Source organism: Amycolatopsis sp. NPDC114484 (genome assembly GCF_055633755.1).
The window spans coordinates 1-24174 of the sequence record NZ_JBVKDQ010000050.1; the positions used below are offsets into that span (position 1 = coordinate 1).

The 24174-nt window shown below is 67.9% G+C and carries 23 protein-coding genes and 2 pseudogenes; 12 read left to right on the forward strand and 13 right to left on the reverse strand.

What is annotated here, in order from left to right; all coding sequences use genetic code 11:
- Window positions 1-91: 91 nt before the first annotated feature.
- Complete coding sequence (locus ACZ7SW_RS46210; protein ID WP_470236757.1) at window positions 92-1120, reverse strand: LacI family DNA-binding transcriptional regulator; 1029 nt, start codon at window positions 1118-1120, stop codon at window positions 92-94.
- Window positions 1121-1251: 131 nt separating this feature from the next.
- Between ACZ7SW_RS46210 and ACZ7SW_RS46215 the strand changes: the two genes are divergently transcribed.
- The 5 genes and pseudogenes from ACZ7SW_RS46215 (at window position 1252) to ACZ7SW_RS46235 (ending at window position 6172) form a co-directional block, all read left to right on the forward strand.
- Window positions 1252-2571: an ABC transporter substrate-binding protein gene (locus tag ACZ7SW_RS46215; protein WP_470236737.1), complete on the forward strand. Its 1320-nt coding sequence runs from the start codon at window positions 1252-1254 to the stop codon at window positions 2569-2571.
- A gap of 2 nt (window positions 2572-2573) precedes the next feature.
- On the forward strand, window positions 2574-3554 hold the full coding sequence (locus ACZ7SW_RS46220; protein ID WP_470236738.1) for a carbohydrate ABC transporter permease: 981 nt from the start codon (window positions 2574-2576) through the stop codon (window positions 3552-3554).
- On the forward strand, window positions 3551-4405 hold the full coding sequence (locus ACZ7SW_RS46225; RefSeq protein WP_470236739.1) for a carbohydrate ABC transporter permease: 855 nt from the start codon (window positions 3551-3553) through the stop codon (window positions 4403-4405). Before ACZ7SW_RS46220 ends, ACZ7SW_RS46225 begins: the two co-directional genes overlap by 4 nt.
- A 2-nt stretch (window positions 4406-4407) precedes the next feature.
- Window positions 4408-5792, forward strand: a pseudogene (locus ACZ7SW_RS46230) (GH1 family beta-glucosidase).
- Between the two features lie 146 nt (window positions 5793-5938).
- Window positions 5939-6172 carry a hypothetical protein gene (locus ACZ7SW_RS46235; RefSeq protein WP_470236740.1) on the forward strand — a complete coding sequence of 78 codons (234 nt, stop codon included), beginning with the start codon at window positions 5939-5941 and terminating at the stop codon, window positions 6170-6172.
- A 115-nt stretch (window positions 6173-6287) separates the two neighbouring features.
- Here the strand turns inward: ACZ7SW_RS46235 and ACZ7SW_RS46240 are convergent, their stop codons facing one another.
- Window positions 6288-6515 carry a hypothetical protein gene (locus ACZ7SW_RS46240; RefSeq protein WP_470236741.1) on the reverse strand — a complete coding sequence of 76 codons (228 nt, stop codon included), beginning with the start codon at window positions 6513-6515 and terminating at the stop codon, window positions 6288-6290.
- Between the two features lie 269 nt (window positions 6516-6784).
- Entirely contained in the window at window positions 6785-7633 is an 849-nt protein-coding gene (locus ACZ7SW_RS46245; protein WP_470236742.1) for an ion transporter, read from the reverse strand.
- 1003 nt (window positions 7634-8636) lie between these two features.
- Here ACZ7SW_RS46245 and ACZ7SW_RS46250 point away from each other — a divergent pair.
- Window positions 8637-9842: a glycosyl hydrolase family 8 gene (locus tag ACZ7SW_RS46250; protein ID WP_470236743.1), complete on the forward strand. Its 1206-nt coding sequence runs from the start codon at window positions 8637-8639 to the stop codon at window positions 9840-9842.
- Between the two features lie 21 nt (window positions 9843-9863).
- Here the strand turns inward: ACZ7SW_RS46250 and ACZ7SW_RS46255 are convergent, their stop codons facing one another.
- The 4 genes from ACZ7SW_RS46255 to ACZ7SW_RS46270 form a co-directional block, all read right to left on the reverse strand.
- The gene (locus ACZ7SW_RS46255; protein WP_470236744.1) at window positions 9864-10400 is read right to left on the reverse strand and encodes a M15 family metallopeptidase; all 537 of its coding nucleotides are present in this window, start codon (window positions 10398-10400) and stop codon (window positions 9864-9866) included.
- An 82-nt stretch (window positions 10401-10482) separates the two neighbouring features.
- Entirely contained in the window at window positions 10483-11280 is a 798-nt protein-coding gene (locus tag ACZ7SW_RS46260) for a family 1 encapsulin nanocompartment shell protein (protein ID WP_470236745.1), read from the reverse strand.
- Window positions 11277-12308, reverse strand: coding sequence for a Dyp-type peroxidase (locus ACZ7SW_RS46265; RefSeq protein WP_470236746.1), 1032 nt, complete (start codon window positions 12306-12308; stop codon window positions 11277-11279). The genes ACZ7SW_RS46260 and ACZ7SW_RS46265 overlap by 4 nt, the downstream gene beginning before the upstream one ends.
- A gap of 95 nt (window positions 12309-12403) precedes the next feature.
- Window positions 12404-13018: a TetR/AcrR family transcriptional regulator gene (locus ACZ7SW_RS46270; protein WP_470236747.1), complete on the reverse strand. Its 615-nt coding sequence runs from the start codon at window positions 13016-13018 to the stop codon at window positions 12404-12406.
- A 78-nt stretch (window positions 13019-13096) separates the two neighbouring features.
- Here ACZ7SW_RS46270 and ACZ7SW_RS46275 point away from each other — a divergent pair, with 78 nt between their 5' ends.
- From ACZ7SW_RS46275 to ACZ7SW_RS46285, 3 genes are read left to right on the forward strand one after another with little or no spacing between them, the layout of a single operon-like run.
- Window positions 13097-13945, forward strand: coding sequence for an SDR family NAD(P)-dependent oxidoreductase (locus ACZ7SW_RS46275; protein WP_470236748.1), 849 nt, complete (start codon window positions 13097-13099; stop codon window positions 13943-13945).
- A 28-nt stretch (window positions 13946-13973) separates the two neighbouring features.
- On the forward strand, window positions 13974-15095 hold the full coding sequence (locus ACZ7SW_RS46280; protein WP_449672896.1) for a DUF5938 domain-containing protein: 1122 nt from the start codon (window positions 13974-13976) through the stop codon (window positions 15093-15095).
- A 16-nt stretch (window positions 15096-15111) separates the two neighbouring features.
- The gene (locus ACZ7SW_RS46285) at window positions 15112-16650 is read left to right on the forward strand and encodes an acyl-CoA synthetase (protein ID WP_470236749.1); all 1539 of its coding nucleotides are present in this window, start codon (window positions 15112-15114) and stop codon (window positions 16648-16650) included.
- On the opposite strand, the gene ACZ7SW_RS46290 is transcribed toward ACZ7SW_RS46285, so the two are convergent.
- The 4 genes from ACZ7SW_RS46290 to ACZ7SW_RS46305 are packed head-to-tail and all read right to left on the reverse strand — an operon-like array spanning window position 16647 to window position 18924.
- Entirely contained in the window at window positions 16647-17384 is a 738-nt protein-coding gene (locus tag ACZ7SW_RS46290) for an SDR family oxidoreductase (RefSeq protein WP_470236750.1), read from the reverse strand. The genes ACZ7SW_RS46285 and ACZ7SW_RS46290 overlap by 4 nt on opposite strands.
- 9 nt (window positions 17385-17393) lie before the next feature.
- Window positions 17394-17759, reverse strand: a complete 366-nt coding sequence (locus ACZ7SW_RS46295) for a DUF1707 SHOCT-like domain-containing protein (protein ID WP_470236751.1) — start codon at window positions 17757-17759, stop codon at window positions 17394-17396.
- Window positions 17756-18325 carry a phosphatase PAP2 family protein gene (locus tag ACZ7SW_RS46300; RefSeq protein ID WP_470236752.1) on the reverse strand — a complete coding sequence of 190 codons (570 nt, stop codon included), beginning with the start codon at window positions 18323-18325 and terminating at the stop codon, window positions 17756-17758. Before ACZ7SW_RS46300 ends, ACZ7SW_RS46295 begins: the two co-directional genes overlap by 4 nt.
- The gene (locus ACZ7SW_RS46305; RefSeq protein WP_470236753.1) at window positions 18322-18924 is read right to left on the reverse strand and encodes a DedA family protein; all 603 of its coding nucleotides are present in this window, start codon (window positions 18922-18924) and stop codon (window positions 18322-18324) included. The genes ACZ7SW_RS46300 and ACZ7SW_RS46305 overlap by 4 nt, the downstream gene beginning before the upstream one ends.
- A gap of 90 nt (window positions 18925-19014) precedes the next feature.
- Between ACZ7SW_RS46305 and ACZ7SW_RS46310 the strand changes: the two genes are divergently transcribed.
- Both ACZ7SW_RS46310 and ACZ7SW_RS46315 read left to right on the forward strand, forming a co-directional pair.
- The gene (locus ACZ7SW_RS46310) at window positions 19015-19392 is read left to right on the forward strand and encodes a BlaI/MecI/CopY family transcriptional regulator (protein WP_116203718.1); all 378 of its coding nucleotides are present in this window, start codon (window positions 19015-19017) and stop codon (window positions 19390-19392) included.
- Between the two features lies 1 nt (window position 19393).
- Complete coding sequence (locus ACZ7SW_RS46315) at window positions 19394-20392, forward strand: M56 family metallopeptidase (RefSeq protein WP_470236754.1); 999 nt, start codon at window positions 19394-19396, stop codon at window positions 20390-20392.
- A 159-nt stretch (window positions 20393-20551) separates the two neighbouring features.
- Here ACZ7SW_RS46315 and ACZ7SW_RS46320 read toward each other — a convergent pair.
- Window positions 20552-20992, reverse strand: a pseudogene (locus tag ACZ7SW_RS46320) (polysaccharide deacetylase family protein); the annotation flags it as partial.
- A complete protein-coding gene (locus ACZ7SW_RS46325; RefSeq protein WP_470236755.1) occupies window positions 20989-21999 on the reverse strand; it encodes an MGDG synthase family glycosyltransferase in 1011 nt (336 codons plus the stop codon). The pseudogene ACZ7SW_RS46320 and the gene ACZ7SW_RS46325, both read right to left, overlap by 4 nt.
- A gap of 209 nt (window positions 22000-22208) precedes the next feature.
- Between ACZ7SW_RS46325 and ACZ7SW_RS46330 the strand changes: the two genes are divergently transcribed.
- The gene (locus ACZ7SW_RS46330) at window positions 22209-23684 is read left to right on the forward strand and encodes an LCP family protein (protein WP_470236756.1); all 1476 of its coding nucleotides are present in this window, start codon (window positions 22209-22211) and stop codon (window positions 23682-23684) included.
- The last annotated feature ends 490 nt before the right edge of the window (window positions 23685-24174 follow it).

Here is a 24174-nt window from a genome sequence, read left to right on the forward strand (position 1 = left end):
GTCATCGCTGAGGATCAGCTCGACCTTGGACCGTCCACGACCCGCCATCACCGCATCCTACAATTAGATAGCGGACTTCAGGCGCAGGACACTAGCTGGACTCGCGCACGATCAGCGACACCGGCAAGATCTGCGCGCCCGGCGCGACGTCCTCACCGTCGAGCAGCCGCATCAGCGTCGAGACCATCGCGTGGACCTGCTCTCGCGGATCCTGGTGCACCGAAGTCAGCGGCGGCGTCATGGCCGGAGCCAGCGCGGCGTTGTCGTCGAAGCTGACCACCGCGACGTCGCCGGGCACCTCGCGTCCAGCGTCCGACAGCGTGCGCAGCGCGCCCACCGCCATCATGTCGCTGCCGACGAACACCGCGTCGAGATCAGGCACCCGCTCCAGCAGCGCGGCCATCGCTTTCGCGCCGCCAGCCAGGGTGAAGTCGGCCTCCTCGGCCAGCCCGGCCGGGTCGATCCCGGCGTCCACGAGCGTCTTGCGCCAGCCGGCGAGCCGGTCGATCGGCGCGCCCTGGTCCTGCGGTCCGGCGATGGTCGCGATCCGGCGGCGGCCGGATTCCACCAGGTGCGTCACCGCCTGCCGGGCACCGCCCTCGTTGTCGAAATCCACCAGATGCACGCCCCGGCGCAGATCGGCGGCCTGCCCGCCGAACACCACCGGCAACCGCAGCAACCGCAACGCCCGGGGCAGCGGATCGGCGCGGTGCGGAGCGAACACGAGGACCCCGTCGACGTGGCCGCCCTCGAGAAACCGCACGGTGCGCCCGAGATCCTCCCGGGTGTCGCTGAAGAGCAACACCATCTGGCAGCCGACGTCGGCCAGTTCCCGGTAGCCCGCGCGCATCACCGCGGTCCGGTACGGGTCGTCGAGCAGCCGGGCTTCTGGCTCCGACAGCACCACCGCGATCGCGCCGGTCCGCCGCGTGACGAGCGAGCGCGCGGCCTGGTTCGGCGAATACCCGAGGTCTCGCGCCGCGGCCAGCACCTTCTCGCGCGAGCGCGCGCTGACGTACGCGTCGTCGTTCAGCGCACGCGACGCGGTGGACCGCGAAACCCCGGCGAACGCCGCGACGTCCTCCAGCGTCGGCCGCTCGTCCTCGGACCGAGGCACCACTTCGCCCACCCCCTGACTGTCGGTCGGGCCCAGCTTAACCACGTCCAGCCGGGAGCGCTCCCGGAGACTCCGGCCTTGACATCCCTCGTTACCTGCAACACACTCGATCGGCATCTGGGAGCGCTCCCAGAATGACTTCCAAGGGGTTGACGACGGTGACAACGTTCCGGAAGGGCCTGGTGCTGGCACTGGGCATCACGATGACCGCGGTGAGCGCCGCGGCGTGCGGCGGCGGCGGCGACGTGCCCGCGGCGGCCGGGCCGAACGAGCACGTGGAACTGACGCTCGCGACGTTCACGGAGTTCGGCTACGAGGCGCTCCTCCCGGAGTACGAGCGGCTGCACCCGAACATCAAGATCACCCACCGCAAAACCGGTCAGGGCGGCCCGTACGCCCAGGACATGATGACGAAGCTCGCCGCCGGCTCCGGCCTCGCCGATGTGCAGGCTGTCGAGGAAGGCCACCTGTCGGACATCCTCAGCAAGTCCTCGAAGTTCAACGACCTGAGCCAGATCGGCCCCGCGGGCGTTGCGCCGGACCGGTGGCTTTCGTGGAAATACGAGGCGGGCAAAGACAAAAACGGCAAGCTCATCGGCTACGGGACGGACATCGGCCCGCTCGCCATGTGCTACCGCAAGGATCTGCTCGCCGCGGCCGGGCTGCCCAGCGACCCGGAGGCGGTGAAACCGCTCTTCGCCACGTGGGACAGCTATTTCGCGGCAGGAGCCCAGTACACCGCCAAAACCGGCAAGGCGTGGTTCGATTCGGCGGCGCAGAACTTCAACTCCATGGTCAACCAGTTGCCGGTCGGTTACCTCGACACCGGCGACAAGCTCACCGTGGAAAACAACCAGGGCATCAGGGACGCCTGGACGAAGGTGACCGACGCGGTCGCGAAAGGCGAATCGGCGAAGCTCACCGCGTTCAGCAACGAATGGAACTCCGGGTTCAAGCAGAGCGCGTTCGCCACGAAGGCCTGTCCGGCGTGGATGCTCGGCGTGATCAAGGAACAGGCCGGGCCGGACAACGCGGGCAAATGGGCGGTCACCGCGGCGTTTCCCGGCGGAGGCGGCAACTGGGGCGGTTCGTACCTGACGGTGCCGACGCAGAGCAAGCACCCTCGGGAGGCCGCTGAACTCGCCGCTTGGCTCACCGCGCCGGAGCAGCAGATCAAGGCGTTCGAGGCTAAGGGCAACTTCCCGAGCCAGACGAAGGCACTGGAGAGCCCGCAGCTGCTGAACGCCACCGACGCGTACTTCGGCGGCGCGAAGATCGGCGAACTGTTCGCAGAGCAGGCGAAGAAGGTGGCGAAGCCGCAGTACAAGGGACCGAACGACGGCCAGATCCAGGAAAACGTGGCCAACCCGGCATTGCAGTCGGTGGAGCAGGGCGCTTCGGCCGCGGACGGCTGGCAGCGATTGGTTGACGGCGCGAAGAAACTCGCCCGCTGACGATGACTGTCACCGACAAGGCCGCTCCGGAAAGCCGGGCCACGACGCGGGATCGCACCGCGGCGCGGCCCGGCCTGCGCGACCGGCTCGCGCGCTGGGACGTCAAAATCTCGCCGTATCTCTACGTGGCGCCGTTTTTCATCGTGTTCGCCGTCGTGGGCATGTTCCCGTTGCTATACACCGCGTACGTATCGCTGTTCTCCTGGAAAGCTGGCGACGACAACCCGGACTTCATCGGGCTCGACAACTTCAAGGAACTGTTCGCGGACACGCAGTTCTGGCACGCGCTGGAAAACACGGTCAGCATCTTCCTGCTGTCCAGCGTGCCTCAGCTGATCATCGCGGTGCTGCTCGCCGCCGTGCTCACGCTGCGGCTGCGCGGCGCGACCAGCTGGCGCGTCGGCATTCTGCTTCCCTACGCGGCGAGTCTGGTCGCGCTCGGGATCATCTTCGCGAACCTGTTCGGCCCGCGGTACGGGCTCGTCAACGGCGTGCTCCAGACGCTCGGACTGTCCCCAGTGGACTGGCAGGCCAACCGGTTCGCCAGCCACGTCGCCATCGCGATCATGGTGAACTGGCGATGGACCGGCTACAACGCGCTGATCGTTCTCGCCGCCATGCAAGCCATCCCGAAGGAATTGCACGAGGCCGCGCTGATCGACGGCGCTGGCACCGTGCGCCGCTTCACCCACGTGACGTTGCCGCTGCTCAAACCCACGCTGATCTTCGTCACCATCACCTCGACGATCGGCGGGCTGCAGATCTTCACCGAGCCCAAGCTGTTCGACGCGATGCCCGGGTCGAACAACGGCGGTTCCACTCACCAGTTCCAGACCGTGACGCTGTATCTGTACCAGACCGCTTTCGAGAATTTCGATCTCGGCTACGCGTCCGCGATCGCGTGGGTGCTTTTCCTGATCATCGTCGCGATCGCGCTGGTCAACTACTTCATCACCGGACGGCTCGCGGGGAGGCGCGGATGAGCGTGCGATACGGTTTGCGGGCGCGCGCGTCCCGGCTCGGCAAGCCGCGCAAGGCGACCTACGGCGTGCTGATCGTGTTCGTGCTCGGCTCGCTCTTCCCGTTCTACTGGTCGTTTCTCGTCGCCAGCCGCGACAACGGAATGCTCACCGAACGGATCCCGCCGCTGCTGCCGGGCGGCAACTTCTTCGCCAACGCGGCCCGGGTGTTCGACACCGTGCCGTTCTGGCGGGCGCTCGGCAACAGCGTCCTCGTGTCCGGCACGGTCACGCTCACCACGGTGCTGTTCTCGTCGCTGGCCGGGTTCGCCTTCGCCAAACTGCGCTTTCGCGGCCGCAACGGCTTGTTCGTGTTCATCGTGGTGACGCTCGCGGTGCCGACCCAGCTCGGCATCATCCCGTTGTTCATCGCGATGTCGAAGCTCGGCTGGGCCGGCGGGCTGCAGTCGGTGATCGTGCCGAACCTGGTCACCGCGTTCGGCGTGTTCTGGATGCGGCAGTACACAGTGGACGCTTTGCCGTACGAGCTGATCGAGGCCGCGCGCATGGACGGGTGCAGCATGATCCGGGTCTTCTGGAACGTGTGCCTTCCCGCCGTCCGCCCGGCCGCGGCGATCCTCGCCATGTTCACGTTCATGACGTCCTGGAACGATTTCCTGTGGCCGCTGGTGGTGCTCGACGCGGGCAATCCGACCGTGCAGGTGGCGCTGGAGAAACTGCAGAGCGGCTACTACGTCGACTATTCACTGGTGCTCGCGGGCACCACGCTGGCCACGATTCCGATCCTCATCGTCTTTCTCCTGCTCGGCCGCCAGATCGTGGCCGGGATCATGCAAGGAGCCGTGAAAGGGTGACCATGTCCGCACAGCCGATCCCCGACGTGCTCGCGTTCCCGGACGCGTTCGTCTGGGGCGCCGCCACGGCGGCCTTCCAGGTCGAGGGTTCGACCACAGTGGACGGTCGCGAGGCATCCGTCTGGGACACGTTCGCCGCGCGGCCGGGCGCGGTCGCGGGCGGCGACACCGGCGACCCGGCAGCCGACCACTACCGCCGCTACGCCGACGATGTGGCGCTGATGCGTTCTCTCGGACTTTCTGCGTACCGGTTTTCCCTTTCCTGGCCGCGAATCCTGCCACACGGCAAGCCGGAGCCGCGCGGACTGGAGTTCTACGACCGGCTCGTGGACCAGCTGTTGGCCGCGGGCATCCAGCCGTGGGCGACGCTGTATCACTGGGACCTTCCGCAGTCGCTGGAGGACCGCGGCGGCTGGACCGCCCGCGACACCGCCTACCGGTTCGCCGAGTACGCGGAGACCGTCGCGGCTCGGCTCGGCGACCGCGTGGCGAGCTGGTCGACGCTGAACGAGCCGTGGTGCGCGGCGATGCTCGGCTACGCTCGGGCGTCCACGCGCCCGGCCGGACGTCACCGGAGGGTGCCGTGGCCGCGGCGCATCACCTGCTGCTGGGGCACGGGCTGGCGATGGACGTGCTCCGGCAGCACACCAGCTCCCCGTCCGGGATCACGCTGAACCTGTACCCAGTCGTCGCGGACTCGCCAGACGACACCGACGACACCGACGCCGTCCGCCGGATCGATGGACTGCAGAACCGATTGTTCCTCGATCCGCTGCTGCGCGGCGGCTATCCCGCCGACCTGCGCGACGACCTGGCCCCGTTCGGCTTCGACGCAGTGGTGCGCGACGGCGACGAGGCGGTGCTCGGCAAGCCGATCGACTGGCTGGGCGTGAACTACTACCGCGGCTACCGGGTGGCCGGTTCGGCGCGGGCGGGAAGCACCCCGGCCGGCCGGGAATGGCCGGGAGCCGACCGGGTGCATTTCGTCCCGGACCTGGCCGCGCCGCGCACGCATTCCGGCTGGGAAGTACAACCCGCCGGGCTGACCGAATCGCTGCTGCAGGTGCATCGGGACTACCCGCCGGTGCCGTTGTACGTCACCGAAAACGGCGCGGCGTATCCGGACGTGCTCCGCGACGGCGAGATCTCCGACGACGACCGCGTCGCCTTTCTCGACGCGCATCTGCGAGCCGCGCACGACGCGCTGGCCCACGGAGTGGATCTGCGCGGATATTTCTACTGGTCGTTGCTGGACAATTTCGAATGGGCCGAGGGGTACGCGAAACGCTTCGGCTTGGTGCACGTCGACTATCTCACCCAGCGGCGCACGCCGAAGCGCAGCGCGCGGTGGTACGCGGAGGTGATCGCGCGCAACGCGCTCGCCTGAGCCGGGAGTGACCTACTACCGGGTTCACTCGCGGCGCCGGGAAAGACTTTCTCCTCGGGTTTCGCGTCACGGCGCCCGGGCGCGGCCGTCGGACCAGTGCCGGGGCCGCCCCGAACGGCCCCGCGAGCGGAGACTGGGAGTGTCCGATGACGGTGCGGAGCCGGGTGACCGACGAGGTCACCACGTGGCTGACCGGGGAATTCGCGGGCCGGGTGCCTGCCGAGGCGGTCGAGTTGGTGGTTCGCGCGACCGGGCGGGATCTCGACGGCAGAGTCGTCCCGGACGATCGCGGCGACCTGCTCTACCGCGTGGCGCGGGCCCGGCTGGTGCGGATGCTCGCCGCGCCGGACGCGCCGCGCATCCCGCGTTCGCGCCGGTAAGCACTCAGCGGTCAGCCCCCGGACTCGTGTGGTCCGAGGGCTGAGGCTGCGCGCGGACTTTCTCCGGTGGCCCGGGGTAACCGGGCGCGTGCCGACCGTGTTCGACCCGGCGCGGTTACGGCCCCGGCAGCACCCGGCTGCTCAACGGCGCGTGCGAGCGCTCCGGCGGCCACCAGACCTGCGCGGGCGGCGGGGGAACGTCGTCGTCTGGAAGCTCAAGCGCGTCCGCACCGCTCTGCCAGCGGTTCCAGTGCACGGAGCACAGCCCGCGCCACAAGGAATCCTCCGCACAGTCCCGCCGACGGCACCTGCGCACCTGCTGCCCGCTATCAATCACGTCCACGACTCCAAACCAGCGCTCAACCTCCCCGCCGGCTCCAGTCTGCCCCGGCCCCGGCGGGAACGCCCCGTACTCGCGCCAACACAACCCTTGTGCAGCAACGGAACGAGAGAACTCACCCTACTCCAGGCACCTGTGCGCGCACCGCGCGACCACAGTGCACTCTTTCAGCGGTTGACGGTTCACTACCCGGCCGTCGAGCCCGAATACTTTGCGCCACAACGGAGAGTCAGCGCGCGACGGCGCAGGGTAGGTATGTCCACAATGGATGATCAACTCCGCGGATGATTGACGTCGTACTCGTGCGCGGCGGTGCGCTGGGTGCGGGTGCGCAGGAGCTGTTCCTCCGAGGAGTCGTCCACATCGGCCAGTCCCAACGCGACCGCGCGGCGGATTTGCTCGCGGTTGTCGCGTACGACGGAGGAGAAGAAATCGTCGATGCGCGAGTCCAAAAGGACTTCCAGCAGTACCCGGAAGGACGTGTCGACGGTGGCGCGGACGATCTCGTCGTGGAAGGGCAGCCTGCGCAGTTTGCCGAGCTGCGGGTCTTCGGAAATCTTCTCGGTGATGATGGCGCGCAGTTCGGCCTTGTTCTCACTGAGGGATTTCGCCAGGTTCTCCGGATAGTTTCCGGTTTCCAGCACCTTGACGACCTCGTCGAGGACGGCGATGGTGACTGGTTTCTTGATGGCGCGCACGATGGGTTCGGAGAGCTTGTCGACGAGGCGGTAGGTGAACTGCTCGCCCACGGCGCGGTCCGCGGCTCGGCCCAGGCGGATGATCAGCAGGATTACGCCGATGACGTGGTGGTGCGCGACGAAATCCGGGTGGGCGACGGGGATCATCGCGAAGACTTCGTACCAGGTGCGGGCCAGGAAGGCGGCTCGCCAGGACTGTTTGCGCCAGCGGTGGAGGAGTTCCAGGAAGAAGATGGCGCAGACGACGCAGTCCGCGAGGAAGAACCAGTGGCTGATCGCTGGCGGGGGCGGGCTGATGAGGAGCCAGGCCAGCATTCCGGTGGAGATGACGGCTAGGACGAGCATGATCCAGTCGTCGGCTCGGACGTTGCCGGGGAGGATTCCGCTGTTGAGTTCAGCTCGTGCTGAACGGCCGGTGGTCATGCTGGCTCCCTGATCCCTGGTTGTTGCCGGGGGTGATGATTCCATGCCTTGGCGGGTGGGGCTGGGAATCAGTTGGGGCGTGGCGGCTCGTGCTTCGCACATCGCGCCCCGGTTCTGCGCGTGGGCACCCCGAAGCCTGATTGTGATGACGGTCTGGGGTGGCTTGTCAAGGCGGGAAAGATGCCTTGACAAGCCACCCCAGACCGCATTTTGGCTTCGTATCGGGGTGCGGGGGGGTGTGGGTGCGCTGGTGGGTTGGGTGCGTTGGCTGCGGGTTGATGGGGGGGCGCGGGGTTGGGTTGCCTGGCAAGTTGGGTTCGCGGGTGGCGGTTGGGTGGGTGTGCGCGGGGCTTCGGTTGTCTGCCAGTTGGGTGCGCGAGCCGTGGTTTGGGCGGGTGCGCGCGGGGCTTGGGGCGTCTGGCGAGTTGAGTCCGCGCGCGGCGGTTTGGCCGGTGCGCGCGGGGCTTCGGTTGCCTGGTGAGTTGAGTGCGCGAGCGGCGGGCGGGCGCGGGGCCGGGTTGTCCGGCGAGTTGAGTGCGCAAGCGGCGGTTGAGCGCGGGGCTTCGGCCGTCTGGCGAGGCTAGGTCCGCGCGTGGCGGTTGGGTGAGTGGGCGCGAGGGGTGGGCGCTTTGGCAAGTCGGGGTGCGCGGGCGGCGGTTGGGCAGAGCGCTGGCCGTGAGGGGAACCCTGAGGGAATCAGAGTCCCCCAGGGTTCCCCTCACGGCACATCACCACGCCCCCAGCAATCCCGAAGTCCACGAAGGTGGCCCCCACAGCCCCGGCCTGGAACACCACCGCGCCCCCACCAGCCCCGAAGCCCGCGAAGGCCCCTCACGGAACACCCCAACCGCCCAGAAGGCCGTGAGCGTGGCACTCACGGAAAGCTTCGGAACCGGTACACCTGACTATTCCGAGCCGGACATCTTGACACGATCACCCCACTGCAGCAGGCTTTTCCCACGCCGCCTAGTTAGGAAAGTTTACTAACAAGGAGACCCTCAACATGCCCGCTTCCCGGAAGGTGGCGCTGTTCGCCGCCGCTTCCGTTTCGCTTACCGCTGCGTTGGCCGGTGCTGGGCCCGCGGCCGCGGCTTCCGTGGCGCGTCCGTTTCCCGCGCACGTCACCTATCAGACCGGGGTTCGGCCGTCGGTCAGCCAGGCTGAGCAGGACGCCGCGGTCAAGAAGCAGTACGACTCTTGGAAGAAAACTTACCTCCGCCAGGCTTGCGGCGGTTACCTCGTCTGGGCTACCGACGACGCGCCCAACAAGGGCACCGTTTCCGAGGCCCAGGGCTACGGGATGAACATCGTCCCACTGATGGCGGGCTACGACGACCAGGCCAAGACGATTTTCGACGGGATGTGGAAGTTCGTCCAGGACCACCGGGACAGCAAGGGGCTCTTCCAGTGGAAGATCGACGGCAAGACCTGCAAGTACGCCGACGGCGGCACCCCTGACTCGGCCACCGACGGCGACCTCGACGTCGGCTACGGGCTGATTCTCGCGGACAAGCAGTGGGGCGGCTACAGCGCCGCCGCGAAGGACTGGCTTGCCAAGGTTTACCAGTACGACGTCGCGTCCGACGGGCATCTCAAGATCGCCGACGACGCGGGCAACGACGACACCCGGCCGTCGGACTTCATGCTTGATCACTTGCGCGCGTTCGCGAAGTACGACACCGCGCACGACTGGAACAAGGTCGTCACCCGGACCGAGCAGCTGATCACCCAGTTCACCGCCAAGTACTCGCCGAACGCGAACCTGCTGTCCGACTTCGTGGTCGGCGCGAACACCAGCAGCCCGAAGCCCGCGCCGGCGGATCATCTCGAGAATCAGCCGGACAACATCGTTGGCTACAACTCCGTTCGCGTGCCTTGGCACATGGGCACCGACGCGCTGCTGTACGGCGGCAAGGTCGCGACCGATGTCGCCAAGAAGGAATCGGCCAGCTACAAGAGCCACTCCGGGGGCAACCCGGCCAAGATCTACCCGCACACCAAATTGGACGGTACGCCGACCAAGACCAGTGACCAGTCCGAGGTCGCGGCCAACCCGGTCGGCGTCGCGGCGATGGTCGCCGGGGATCAGGCGTGGACCGATTCGCTGTGGAAGTACATGGCGGGCAACCCGTATGACGACACTTACTACGGCGAGACCATCAAGTTGCTGGTCTACCTGGTGATGTCCGGTAACTACTGGGCCCCGTGACCCCGGCTGCCCGTACGGACGCTAACCAGCGGCGTCCGTACGGGTGGGCGGGCACTTCCCGCCCGGAGTGGTCAGCAGTTCGAAGTGCCACATCTCGTTCGCGTACACCTGGCACAGGCCGTATTTCGCGCCGTGCTGGATGAGCCAGTCGTCGGCTCGCGTGGGGGCGACGTCGACCGCCTTGCCGGACACGTGCGTCGATTGTTCCGGCGTGTTCACGTACTTCCGCGCCTTCTCCAGGCTGCCGTACTTTTCGATGCCGCCGTCGAGCAGCTTCTGCTGGTACTCCTTCGTCCGCCAGCCCGACGCGATCTGAATGTCCACATCGCGCTGACGCGCGTCGGTTGCCGCCTCCTGCAACGCTTTCCGCAACGCCGGATCGAGATTTCCGACGGCCGGGTAGCTCGTGTCGGACGGCCTCAGCGTGACGCCTTCCGGGGCGCCGCCCTGAGCCGGGTCGTGGTCCGGGTCGCCGTCGAGCACCGGGAGACCAGAGCAGCCGGCGACCACCACCGCGGGAAGCACGAGCAGCACCTTCTTGATCTTGTTCTGCAGCACGCCGCAACTATCGCGAGCGGGTATCCCCGGACGGTTCGGCGAATGTCCGCGCTGCGTAACAAGACCGCATGATCAGGTAACGTCAGGCGGTCAGTCCGATCCCCGCTTCGGCGGTGTTCACGAGGAACGTCAGCGTCTCGTAGAAGTACAGCTCCACAGTGGACGCGTCGTGGCTGGAGTAGCCGATCGACAGGTCCTGTCCGAAGTGGAGTTCGTAGTCGCCGCCACGGGTGGACAGCACGCAGGCGCCGTTGATGGCGGGCGTGCGGATGAGCTCGCCGTCCACGATCTGCTTCAGGTGTTCCAGCACCGGATAACCGTGGTTGGCCGCCTCGTACGCGGCGGTGAACTCGTCGTCGCTGAGCAGGACGGTGTACGGCCCGGCCACGCCCGCGTCGCGCAGTTCGGCGATCGCGTCGCCGATCGCCTTCGGGTAGCCCGGGGCTTCCGGCGGCAGCGCGATCGGCGACAGCGACGACGCCGGCCGGATCCCGGTGATGCCTGCCTCGGCGAAACCGTCGAGCACGATCCGGTCTTCGGCGTAGGCGATCTGCTGCGCGGCGTCCTTCACCGGCTGCCAGTCGGCGTCTTTCGCGCCCCACTCGACGGAATCGACTTCCTCGCGCGACACCGTGAACGGCACCCGCAGCTCCACGATCCGTTGCGCCGTGCGCAGGCTCGTCGCGACGCCGTCGAATTTGCCGCCGACGCGTTCGCGGCGTCCGGTGCCGATCGCGGCGAGTGCCGGGTCTCCGGTGACGACGACGTCGACCACCCGGCGCGCCGCGGCGAACTCGGCGAACGTGCGCTTCGCCTCCTCCTCCAGGTCCGCCCAAGCGGCGGCGGAGATCGGGGCGAGTTCGCGATGCAGGTTGTTCATGACCGAGTGCTCCTTCGCAGGCTTCCGATGCCCAGCGACGTCCCGGCGGGCGTCGCGGCAGCCGGCGGTTCCGGCTCGGGCGGGGCGTCCGGCGGATCTTCCAGGAAGTCCGCGGTAGGCACGTAGAACAGCGCGCCGGTGAGGGGCGTCGAGAAGTCGAGAATCCGGTCGTGGTTGCCCGGCGGCGATCCGACGAACATGTTCTCCAGCATTTTCTCGATCACCGCGGGAGATTTGGTGTAGCCGATGAAATAGGTGCCGAACTCGTCGTGCCCGGGACGGCCGAACGGCATGTTGTCGCGCAGGATGTCGAGCTCGTTGCCCTCGTCGCCGGTGATCACGTTGAGCGCGATGTGGGAATCAGCGGGCTTTTCCTCGTCCGACAGCTCCACATCGGACAGTTTGCGCCGCCCGATCACCAGCTCCTGCTGCTCGGTGCTGAGCGCGTTCCACGCCCGCATGTCGTGCAGGTACTTCTGCACGACAACGTAACTGCCCCGGTCGAACGGTTCGTCGTCGTCCACCAGCACCGCCTGGTTGACGCCGTTTCCGGTCGGATTCTCCGTGCCGTCGACGAAACCGAGCACGTCGCGCGCGTCGAAGTACCGGAATCCCTGCACCTCGTCGAGCACCGTCACCGAACCGCGCAGCCGGTCCATGATCAGCGTTTCCAGCTCGAAGCACAGGTCGAGCCGTTCGGCGCGGAGGTGGAACAGCAGATCGGCCTCGGCGGTGAGGACGCTTGTGTGCTTGTCGCCGGAGAAGACCGGCAGCTCGTGCAGTTCCGCCGGTCGCGGGCCGCCGTAGATCCGGTCCCACGCCGCGGACGAAATCCCGGCGACGCAGGTGAGCCCGGCGCCGGCGTCGCGGAAGCCAACCGCGCGCTGCAGCCCGGCCAGATCGGCGAGTAGATCCTTCGCGGTCTGCTCGGCACCGGCGTCGACGCTGACCATCAGGAAGATCGCCGCCCTGGTCAACGGTGCGGAAACGGCCTGCGGCTCAGGCGGTTCAAGGTCCCCCGCTTGCACGCTCGCGCACCCCTTCTCACCCGGTGATCGTCCGAGCGCATCCTAACCACGGACGGGCGCGCGCACCGGGCATCACCACTCGGGCGGGGTAACCGTCACACGAAGTGCGTCAGCAGGGCCGCGACGTCGGCTTCCAGTCGGTCCGCCGCCTCGCCCTGACCAGCGAGTTGCTGCAGCAGAGCGCGCTGGAACAGGCCGTCGAAGGCGGCGTACGCGACCTCCGGCGACACCTGGGCCGGCCGGTCGGCGAATTCCGCGTAGCGCCGCACGACGCGCCACACCATGTCCTGGCGCTGTTCGTCGATGTCGAGCACGTCGCCGCGGAACGACTCCTCGAACAGGCTCTGATTGCGCAGGTCGTACCAGAGGCGGTGCATGGCCGCGTCGGTCCGCAGCGTGCCGGCCATCGCCGCGCCGAAGCCGTGTTTCAGCTCCTCGGCCGAGCCCGCCTCCGCCACCACGTCGTCGTAGCGGGTCACGCAGACCTCTTCGAACTTGCGGACGGCGTAGGTGAGCAGCTCGACCTTGTCGGCGAAGTAGTAGTGCAGGACGCCGTGCGAGAAGTCGGATTTCTGGGCGATTTCACGCAGGCTCGTGCGGGCGTAGCCCAGCTCGGCCAGCGCCTGCAGCGCGGACTCGGCCAGCTGCTCTCGGCGCTGGGCGAACTTGTCCACGGCGCGGCGGGAGATGCGCTCCTTCGCCTGTGTCACACCCGGCAGTCTAGCGCGACCTCGTTTCTTGACGAGTGTCCAAGAAAATCTTGACGACTGTCCAAAATTAGCTACGGTGTGACCTACACCGCACCGGCGGCACGTCTCAAGGAGGAGATGTCGATGGGTTCCTACGACCTGACCGGGCGCACCGCGCTGGTCACAGGCGGCGCGCAGGGCCTCGGCCAGGGCATGGCCGAAGCGCTCGCGAAGGCAGGCGCGGCGGTGGTCATCGGCGACGTCCAGGAGGACCTCGGCCGCCAGACCGCCGACGCGATCAAGCAGAGCGGGGCCAGCAGCGGGTTCGTCCGGCTGGACGTCACCGACGACGAGAACTGGGCGCGGGCGGTCGAGGCCGTGGTCGGCGAGTACGGCGGGCTGGACATCGTGGTGAACAACGCGGGCGTCGAGATCACCGGTCTCGTCGCCGACCTCGACCCGGCCGACGTGCGGAAGATGCTCGAGGTCAACGTGCTGGGCACCTCGCTCGGCGTGAAGCACGCGTTCCGCGCGATGCGGCCGGGCGGTGTGGCCGGACGCGGCGGCGCGGTCGTGAACATCTCCTCGGTGGCCGCGACCATCGCGTTTCCCGGCATCGCCGGCTATTCGGCGACGAAATCGGCGGTCGACCGGCTCACCCGCGTCGCGGCGATGGAGGCCGGGAAGCTCGGCTACGGCGTGCGGGTGAACTGCGTGTACCCGGGCCTCGTCCCGACGCAGATGGGCAACCAGCTCGCGACCGACGTGGTCGACGTCGGGCTGTTCCCGAGCGTCGAGGAAGCGATCGGCGCGGTCGTCGCGCAGACCCCGGCCGGGCGGCTCGGCGAGGTCGCGGACATGGCCGACGCCGTGGTGTTCCTCGCCTCGGACGCCGCCCGCTTCATCACCGGCGCCGGCCTCCCGGTCGACGGCGGCATGGGCATGTGAATTCCCTCCAGCGAAAGGAAAACCAGTCGTGACCAAGCCCGTCGTCGTTTACGGCGCGTCCGGCTACACCGGCCGCCTGATCTGCGAATACCTCCGCGAGTACAACGTGCCCTTCACCGCGGCCGGCCGGGACAAAGCCCGGGTCCAGGCAGCGCTCGACCACATTCCCGGCCTCGACACCGTGGACCACGAAGTCGTCGAGGTATCCCACGAAACCGGCCCGCTCACCGAGCTTTTCCGCGACGCGTCGGTCGTGTGCAACACCGTCGGCCCGTTCAGCGAATACGGCCACGAGGTCGTCCAGGCGTGTCTCGAAGCCGGAACCCACTACCTCGACACCACCGGCGAGCAGGATTGGCTGATCTCCGCCGAAGAACGTTACGGCGCGGACATGGCCGCGAAGGGTCTGCTGCTCTCCCCCGGCATCGCGCAGATGTACACCACCGGCGAGATCGCGGCGAATCTCTGCCTGGAGACGCCCGGTCTGGACACTTTGGACATCCTGGTGTTCTGGAAGGGTTACCCCACAGTCGCTTCTACCCAGACCATCCTGGTGAATGCCGCGCTGTCGGCCGCGTATTACCTGGAGCAGAACGAATACGCGCCCTGGCCTGCCGACGGCGGGCTGCAGGACGTGGCCGTGCCGGGACATCACGAGATCGGGCTCGCGCTGCCGTGGGGCGGCACGTCGCATCCGGTGTGGTTCAAGAACGATCCGCGCGTGGCCAACGTGAAAGCGGTCGGCGGCGTGTTCGACCGCGCGCTGATGCAGGGTGTGCCGCAGATCGTCGCGGCTGTGCTGGAGCAGGTGAAAGACCTGCCGCTGGAAGAAAAACTCAAGGTGCTGCACGAGCAGGCGGCCGCGGTCCGGGACGAAATGCCGCCTCGGGAAAACCAGCGGATCAACACGTCGCTGGACTCGGTGCACGCGTCCGGGCCGCTCGGCCGCGCGCACTGCGTGATCCACGGAACCTGCAATTACAAGCAAACCGGGCTGATGCAGGCTTACGCGGCGTATTCGCTGCTGCAGCAACCCCCACGACGGGCCGGGTTCGCCTCGGCGTGCCAGGCGTTCGGGCACCGCGAACTGCTCGGCGTGCTGCGGTCGTTCGGGTTGGTGTCGAATCCGGTTCTGACAGTGCAGTCCTGAGACTGGGAGACGAGCGGTGCGACTGACCGATTACCTCGACAAGGGCGCCTCGCTGGGCCCGTCCGCTCCGTGTTTGACCACGGACGGCGGATCGCTCAGCTACGGCGAGGTCCAGCAGCTGTCCTGGCGGGTCGCCCGGGCGCTCGCGCGTTCCGGCGTGCGACCGGGCGACAAGGTGGCGATCCTCTCCGCGAACGACCCGGTGTCGTTCGGGTGCGTCTTCGGCATCAGCCGGGCGGGGGCGGTCTGGTGCCCGGTCAACCCGCGCAACGAGGCGGCGGAGAACCGGGAGCTGCTGGACCTGTTCGACTGCACGTGCCTGCTCGTGCAGGAATCGTTCGCACCGCTCGTTTCCCGTATCGCCGACCAGCTGCCGAAGCTGGCCACGGTGGTGTGCCTCGACGGCTCGTTCCCCGGCGCGATCCCGCTGGCCGAATGGCTCGACGGGCTGCCCGACGCGCCGTGGCAAGCCGATCCGCCGGACGACACGGCGATGCTCGTCGGCACCGGCGGCACCACCGGACGGCCGAAAGGCGTGGTGCTGACCGGGCACAACGTCGAAACCATGTCGGCGCTGACGTTGATGAGCTACCCGTTCCAGCCACGTCCGCGCTACCTCGCGCTGGCCCCGCTCACGCACGCCGCCGGGGTCCTGTGTTTCCCGGTGCTGGCGCTGGGCGGCGAAATCGTGGTGATGCCGTCGCCGGATCTCGGCCGGTTCCTCGGCCTGATCGAACGGCACCGGATTACCCACACGTTCCTGCCGCCGACGCTGATTTACCTGCTGCTGGACCATTCCGCACTGTCCACAACGGACTTCAGCTCGCTGGAATGCCTGTGGTACGGGGCCGCGCCGATGTCGGCCGCCCGGCTGGAGGAGGCGATCGCCCGCATCGGGCCAGTGCTCGGACAGCTGTTCGGCCAAAGCGAAGCACCGATGATGATCTCCACGCTGGCCCCCGCCGACCACTTCCGTCCGGACGGTTCCCTGGCCCGCGAACGCTTCACCTCCGCGGGCCGTCCGACGCCGCTGACGCAGGTGGCGATCATGGCCGACGACGGAACCCTGCTGCCGCGCGGCGAACGCGGCGAGATCGTGGTGCGCGGACCGCTCGTGATGCCCGGGTACTACCGGAACCCGGAGGCGACCGCGGACGTCAGCAGGCACGGCTGGCACCACACCGGCGACATCGGCTATCTCGACGAGGAGAACTTCCTGTACGTCGTGGACCGCGCGAAGGACATGATCATCACCGGCGGGTTCAACGTCTACTCGGCGGAGGTGGAGCAGGCGCTGATGACACATCCCGCGGTGCAGGACTGCGCGGTGGTGGGGCTGCCGCACGAAAAGTGGGGCGAGCAGGTGACCGCGGTCGTCCAGCTTCATCAAGGCCGGACCGCTGCCGCGGACGAACTGCGGGCCACGGTGAAGGGACTGCTCGGCAGCGTGAAGACACCTAAGGAGGTCCTGCTCTGGCCAGATCTGCCACGGTCGAAGGTCGGGAAAGTCCTGAAGACCGACGTACGAACCCAATTGCTGGCCGAACGCTCCTAGAACTGCCCGCCACCCGCGTGCACCGTCTGACCGGTGACCCACCGAGCCTGATCCGACGCCAAGAAACCCACGATATCCGCGATATCACCAGGCTCGGCGATCCGACCGAGCGGCGTCTGGCTCGCGCTGTACTCGACCACGCCCGGCGGCCCGTCGGCGAGGAGCGCGTCGGTGCGGACCGCGCCTGGCAGCACGCTGTTCACTGTCACGCCGCGCGGGCCGAGTTCCTTCGCCAGTACCCGCACGAACTGGTCTCCGGCTGCCTTCGCGGCACCGTAGATCCCGGTGCCGGGCCGGGCAGTCTGGACCACTCCGCTCGACACCACGACGATCCGGCCGCCGTCGCGCACTCGCCGGGCCGCCTCGCGCAAGGAGACGAAGGTCGGGCGCAGGTTGGTGGAGAAGATCAGGTCGAAGATCTCGTCGGAGGCCTCCGCGAGCGGCACGAACCGGGCGATCCCCACATTGGCGACGACCACGTCGAGACCGCCGAATTCCTGTTCCGTGCGGTCGAAAAGGCCGCGCAGCTCGGCGTCGTCGGTCACGTCCGCGCGCAGGGCGACTGCCTGCCCGCCGTCCGCTCGGATCTTCGCGACGACGGCCTCGGCCGCCTCTTGATCGGCGCGGTAGTTGACCGCGACGGAAAAACCGTCCGCACCCAGCCGTTCCGCGATAGCCCTGCCGATACCGCGCGAACTCCCGGTGACTAAGGCGATGCCCGTTTCCCTCTGCACGCCGTCATTCTAGTGGTGCCCGAAATGCGGCCCTTCGTCGGCGAAGCCGTGCGCGGCAAGGAAAACCGTCATCGCCACTGCAATCATCAGCAGCACCCCGACCATCACCTTCCGCTTCGGCGGCGCGGTGCCGAACTCCGTGACCAGCTGATGTCCGGCCAGCAGGAGCAACGGCTGCCAGCGAGGGGCGGCCGCGGGTGAGGGCAGATCCGCGACCACTGCGTCCAGTTCGTGCCGGTACTGCGCGGTATAGACGGTCGTGACCCGTTCTTCCACCTCTGCCAGGCTCAGCCGCCCTTCGCCCGCCGCGCTGTTCAGGACTTTTGTCGTCTGCTCGCGTTCGGCGTCGGAGCAGCGGACAGGTCGATCGGTCATGCTTTCCTCCCGGAGACGACTGGAAGCAACCGAACCGCCACCTTCGTGAGCGGTTCGCGGACCACGAGCCCGAGCAGCCCGACCCCGGCACCGACCACGAACCCCGCGAGCACGTCGTGCGGGTAATGCGCCCCGACGTACACCCGCGAAATCCCCATCAGCACTGCGAAAACGAGTGCCCAGCTCCCCCATTTGCGGTTCACCAGCAGCACTGCCACCGCGAACGCCGCGACGATGACCGTGTGGTTGCTGGGAAACGCGTAGTCGGTCGGCGGATCACACGGCAGCAGCGTGTGCACACCAGCGACCACGCGGCACGGCCGGACCTCGGCGAACACCGACTTCAGCACAGTGTCCACGGCCAGCGCCACCGCGATCGCGATCGGCACCCACACCGCGGCCGCCAACGCCGCCGGTCCCCTGGTGCGGGCCCGCCAGAGCAGCGCGAGGATCACCGGCACCACCAGGAAAACCCCGTACTCGCTGAACACCGTCGCGATTCCGGCCAGCCACTGCTGGGACCACGCGAAATCCGTGACGTCGCGGTATAGCCCGGCGTCGATCATCGGACCGCGCTCCGGCGTGCGCGGACGAGTTCGACCAGCAGCGGGCTCAGCGAAAGCAGCACCACGACGGCGATGATCGGCAGCAGGTACGTGTCGATGTTCGGCACCGACGCACCCAGTGCGTACCCGGCGAGCGTCACCCCGACTGTCCACAGCAGACCGCCGAGCACCTGCCACATCGCGAACTTCGCGGCGGGCATCCCGGCGATGCCGACGAGCGGGTTCAGCACGGTCCGGACCACCGGGATGAACCGCGCCAGCACGACCGCCTTGCCGAGCCCGTACCGCGTGAGCAGCGCCGATCCGCGCGCGACCCCCTCGTGCAGGTGCTTGCTGCGCACCCGGACGAGCAGCGCGCCGCCGCCACGCCGGCCGAGGAGGTATCCGGCCTGCGCGCCGAGCAGCGCGCCGGCCGCCGCGGCGACGATGACGGCCGCGAGCGGGAGGTGCAGCTTCGACGAGGCCGCCAGCACCCCCGCGGTGAACAACAGCGAATCGCCGGGCAGGAAGAAGCCCACGAGCAGGCCGGTCTCGGCGAACATCACCGCGAAGACGCCGAGCGGGCCGAACGCGGCCAGCAGCCACTTCGGGTCGAGCATGCCCACCTCCAACTACTACACAACTATCGAAATTCTACATGAACGTAGTAGCAGGCCGAGCAGCTTCGACAAACAGGTAGAATTTGGGCCATGCGGAACGGACGGGGCGAGAGCGCCCGGCGGGCTCCCGGCGAGCTGGAGGCCGAGGTGCTCGCGGTGCTGTGGGAATCCGACGAGCCGATGTCGGCCGCCGGCGTGCAGGAGCGGATCGGCGGAGGGCTGGCCTACACCACCGTCGTCACGATCCTGTCCCGGCTGTTCGAGAAGGGCGTGGCGACCCGGGAGAAGCAGGGCCGCTCGTTCACCTACCGCGCCGCCGACGACGAACCCGGGCTCGCCGCCCGCCGGATGAGCAAGGTGCTCGACGCCGAAGCCGACCGGTCGAGCGTGCTGGCGAAATTCGTGTCGAACCTGTCCGCCTCGGACGAGCGCGTGCTGCGCGATCTGCTGCGCCAGAACGGCGGCTGACGTGAACCTCGACCTGCTCGCGCCGCTGCTGCTGCCGCTGGCCTCCTGGCCGGTGGCACGCTGGGTCGCACCCCGGCTGTCGCCGCGGCTGGGCAGCTGGCTGCTCGCCGGTTCCGCGCTGGTGCTCGCCGTCGGCAGCACGGCCACGCTCGCGGTCCTCGCGGCCGCCGGTTTGGCGCAGCTTCCGTTTGTCGGCGAGCTGGGCGATTTCTCCGCGGTCGCGTTCCACGGAGCCGACGCGGTGAACCTGCCGCTGGCGATCGTCAGCGGGGTCGCGCTCTTGGCCGCCGGGGTCGCGTTGACCCGCACTGCGATTCAGTACGTGCGCTGGCATCGGAAGGTGCACGCCGAGCTGAACACGCACACCCGCGAGGCTGGCTTCGTGCTGCTGCCGGGCGAGGAACCGGTCGCGTTCGCGGTAGCCGGGGGCGGTGGCCGGATCGCGGTGTCCAGCGGGATGCTGTCGGCGCTGGAACCTCGGGAACGTCGCGCGCTGCTCGCCCACGAACGCGCGCATTTGCGGCTGCGGCACCACGTTTTCGCCGCGATCGTGACGGTCGCGACCACGGTCAATCCGGTGCTGCGCCCGCTCGGCTCGGCGGCCCGGTTCGCGCTGGAACGCTGGGCGGACGAAGCCGCCGCGGACCGGGTCGGCGACCGGAAGCTGGTGGCCACGGCGGTAGCGAAGGCCGCGCTGGCCAGCCGGTCCCAGCCGTCGCTCGCGCTTGCCGCGACGGGCGGGCCGGTGCCGCAGCGCGTGCGTGCGCTGCTTTCCGCCCCGTCGTCAGGCTCGCGGCGAAAGCCACTGGCGGCGGTCGCGGTGGCGGTCGTGCTCGGCGCTTGCGCCTGGTCGGCGGCCTGCACGCTCGACGCGGCCACCGATCTGCACACCGGCCTCGAGACCGCTCAGCAGGCCGCTTGCGTGATCGCGCAAGGGCCCCACGGCGAGCCCCCGCTCCCGGCATTCCGCCACCAGCACCGGGATTGCGCCGAGCGCTGACCGCCACGCTCCTCGAGCGGCGGCGAGGTCGGAGTCGTGCAACAGGATCGTGCCGCCGCCGGTCAGCCTTCGGCACACGGTGCGCACGACTGAGCGCGGAGTGGCGCGACTGGTCCAGTCGAATCCCCAGGTACTCCACAAAAGGGGCTGAAGTCCGAGGATGCGCGCCGAGACCAAGGAGCCTGCACTGAACACTCCGTACGGCGCGCGTAGCCACTGGGGCCGTGTGCCAGTGACGAGTTCAATTAGGTCGACTGTGTGCGTCAGTTCGTCGTGCAGTGCCTTCGGGGAGCGGCGCAGGAAGCAGCGGTGATCCCAGCCGTGCACTGCGATCTCGTGCCCGGCCGCGGCGATCTCCCGGCCTAATTCCGGTGCGGCGGCCAGCTCCCGGCCCAGCACGAAGAAGGTCGCGCGGACGTCCAGCTGGTCGAGGACTCGGAGGAATTGCGGCGTGGACTCCGGGTTCGGGCCGTCGTCGAAAGTGAGGGCGACGTGGCCAGGGTCGCCGCGTCCGGCCAGGCGGGGCGGGCGCAGCTGCGGCACGAACAACGCCGCCGGTGCCGCGTGCGCGACGGCCGCCGCGGCGAGTCCGCGGATCATCCGGCCGCCTTGACCGGCCGTCGCAGCAACCACTCCAGCGCTTCGGTCAGTTCGCTTGGCGTATGGACCCACGGCACGATGCCGTCGTCGTGCAGCACCGCGGCGTTGGCGCGGCCGTGGCCGGGCAGGCAGCGGTAAGTCAGCACCGGCAGGCCGGTCGCGAGTGCTTCCGAGGTCGTCAGCCCGCCCGCGTTCTGCACCACGACGTCGCACGCGCGCAGCAGCTCGGGCATCTTGTCGACCCAGCCGAACACGTGCCGGTGTCCGGTTTTCCGCAGCCGTTCGGCCAGTGCTTCGTTGCGGCCGCACACCACTACCGGCTCGACGAGCCCGGTCGCGAGGAGGTCGTCGGCCGTCTGTCCGATTTGGCCGACGCCCCAGGAACCGGCCACCACCAACGCGAGCGGGCCGTCGCGCGGAAGACCGAAGGCGAGCCGGAGCTTGAGGCGTTCGGTCATCCCGGCCGACGGCCGGAACGCGGGCGCGACCAGCGGGCGCGAGACGAGAGTGCGACCGGCTCCGAGCGCTTTGGCTTGACGGGCGGCGGTTTCGTTGGGAGCGACGGTGAGCGTCGCGTCCGGGCTGACGCACAGCCGGTGCACCGACGGGTCGGTGAGGTAGACGACCAGGGGCGCGGTCAGTTCGTGCGAGCGCCGCAGCCGGGCGACCGCGTGCGTGGCGAGCGGATAGGTCGATACGACGACGTCGGTGTTCTCGCCGAGCAGTTCCCGGAGCCGGGGCGTGGCGAGGCCGGCGAACCTGCGAGCGGCTCCGGCCAGCGCGGGCGTGCCGAGTGCGCCGAGCAGCCAGTCCCAGCTGCGCGGGACCGTGTTGAGCTGCTGGTGGTAGGCACCGCAGAGCAGCTCGCCGAGTCTTCCCGGCAGCAGGTCCAGGAAATCGGCGCGGACGACGTGCGCGCCGCGATCGGCGAACCACCGGTCCAGCTCTTTGGCGGCACCGTCGTGACCTGCCCCGATCCGGGCGGACACGATCACCACTCGGGCCATCCGGCACCCCTCTCAGCTTCTACATTGCCGTAGTAAAACTACATCCCTGTAGAAGTAGAGTCGAGACCGGACCGCCTTTGGACGCACACCCTCGGTCCGACATTCCGGGCGCCCTCTCCGCAATTTGGGGTAAGCGGTAACCCGTCCAGGTGAGACGCCCGCTACCGTGGGTCTTTCGACCACCGGACGTGGCAGGAAGAGGAACCCCGATGCGTCGTCGCAAGACCACCGGCGCGATCCGCGTCGCCCAGGTGCTTCTGGCCGTGGTTTCGCTGCTCGTCCTCGGCGGCACCGCCTTCGCGTGGTCGAAGCTGAACCAGATCACCGACGGCCTGACCAGGTCCGATGTCATCGGCGCCGGCGCGGGTTCGCCGATGGGCGAGCAGAACATCCTGATGGTCGGTCTGGACACGCGCACCGACGCGGAGGGCAATCCGCTGCCCGACGACGTGCTCGACCAACTGCACGCGGGCGGCGCGGAGGACGGCGGCGACACGACGGACACGATGATCGTCGTGCACATTCCGGCCGGCGGCGGGAACGCTACGGCGATTTCGATCCCACGTGACTCGTATGTCCAGCTTGCCGGGAAGTTCGGGAAGCACAAGATCAATTCGGCTTATACGTATGGGCAGACGGCTCGGAAAAATGAGCTCAAGGCTACCGGTGAGTCTGGGGCGAAGCTGGAGACCGACTCGGCGCAGGCTGGGGCTAAGACCGCGATTGAGACCGTGCAGCAGTTGACCGGGTTGACCATCACGCATTACGCGGCGGTGAATCTGGCTGGGTTTTATTACGTCAGCCAGGCTGTGGGCGGGGTTCCGGTTTGCCTGAAGGCTCCGGTTCGGGATAGTTACTCTGGGGCTAATTTTGCCGCTGGGCCGCAGAATGTTGCTGGGGCACAGGCGTTGCAGTTCGTGCGGCAGCGGCATGGGTTGCCCAATGGGGACTTGGATCGGATCAAGCGGCAGCAGGTTTTTATGGCCAGTATGGCCAAGACGATTCTTTCCGCTGGGACGTTGACTGATCCGGGCAAGTTGGACGCGTTGATCGGGGCGGTCAAGAAGGCTGTCGTTGTTGATACCAACTGGGATTTGCTGGGGTTTGCTCAGCAGTTGCATGGGATGAGCGCGGGGAGTATCAACTTCGTTACCGTGCCGGTGGTTAGCATTACGTTGAAGACGCCTAATGACGGGGATGCCGTGCAGGTGGATCCTCGGCAGGTTCAGCAGTTTGTCCGGGAGCAGACTGGGGCTGCTTCTTCCGCGCCGTCTTCTTCCGCTTCCGCGCCGCCGTCTTCTGCTGGTGAGGATCCCGCGTTGGCTGGGTATGTGGTTGACGTGCGCAACTCGTCTGGGGTGGATGGGTTGGCTAATCGGGTTGCGGACAAGTTGGCTGCCGCTGGGTATCAGCGGGGGTCTGTTTCCAATAGCGCTACTCGGCGGACGTCCACTGTGTATTACGGGCGGGGGCAGCGTAGTCAGGCTGAGGCTATTGGCGAGAAGCTTGGCGGGGTTGTGGTGGCTTCGGATAATTCTCTTGAGAAGGATCATTTCCGGGTTTATCTGGGGCAGAAGTATTCGGATGATTCCGGGGTGCATCCGGCTTCTGCTCCGGCGGTCGCGGAGGCTCCGACTGGGAGTGCGCCGGAGATTACCGCTGATGGGGTTACTTGCGTTAACTGATTGGGCTCGTGCTTCGCACATCGCGGGGGCCGGTGTTGCGTGGGGCACCCCGAAGCTGATTGTGACTACGGTCTGAGGGGGCTTGTCAAGGCTGGAAAGATGCCTTGACAAGCCCCCTCAGACCGTGTTTTTGGCTTCGTATCGGGGTGCGGGGGTGGTGCGGGTGCCTCGCTGGTTGGGTGCGCGGGGTGCGGTTGGCGGGGTGGTGGGCGAGTGGGGCCGTGAAGGGCTCGTTGAGGGAATCTACGTCCGTGAAGGGGGCCACGGACCGCCGCTGGTCGTGAGGGGGTCCCTGAGGGAATCTGATTCCCTCAGGGGGTCCCTCACGACCAGCCACCTCGAGGGTCGTCGCGCGGGGGCGGGGGCAGTGCGGGGAAATAGCAAAGCGGGCCGGTCCTAAGAGCGTGTCTCACTTGGATGGCGGTTGAGGTGCGAGCATGATCATGACTTGTGATGGACGAGTTGTCGCGACGATTGGTGCCCGACGAGT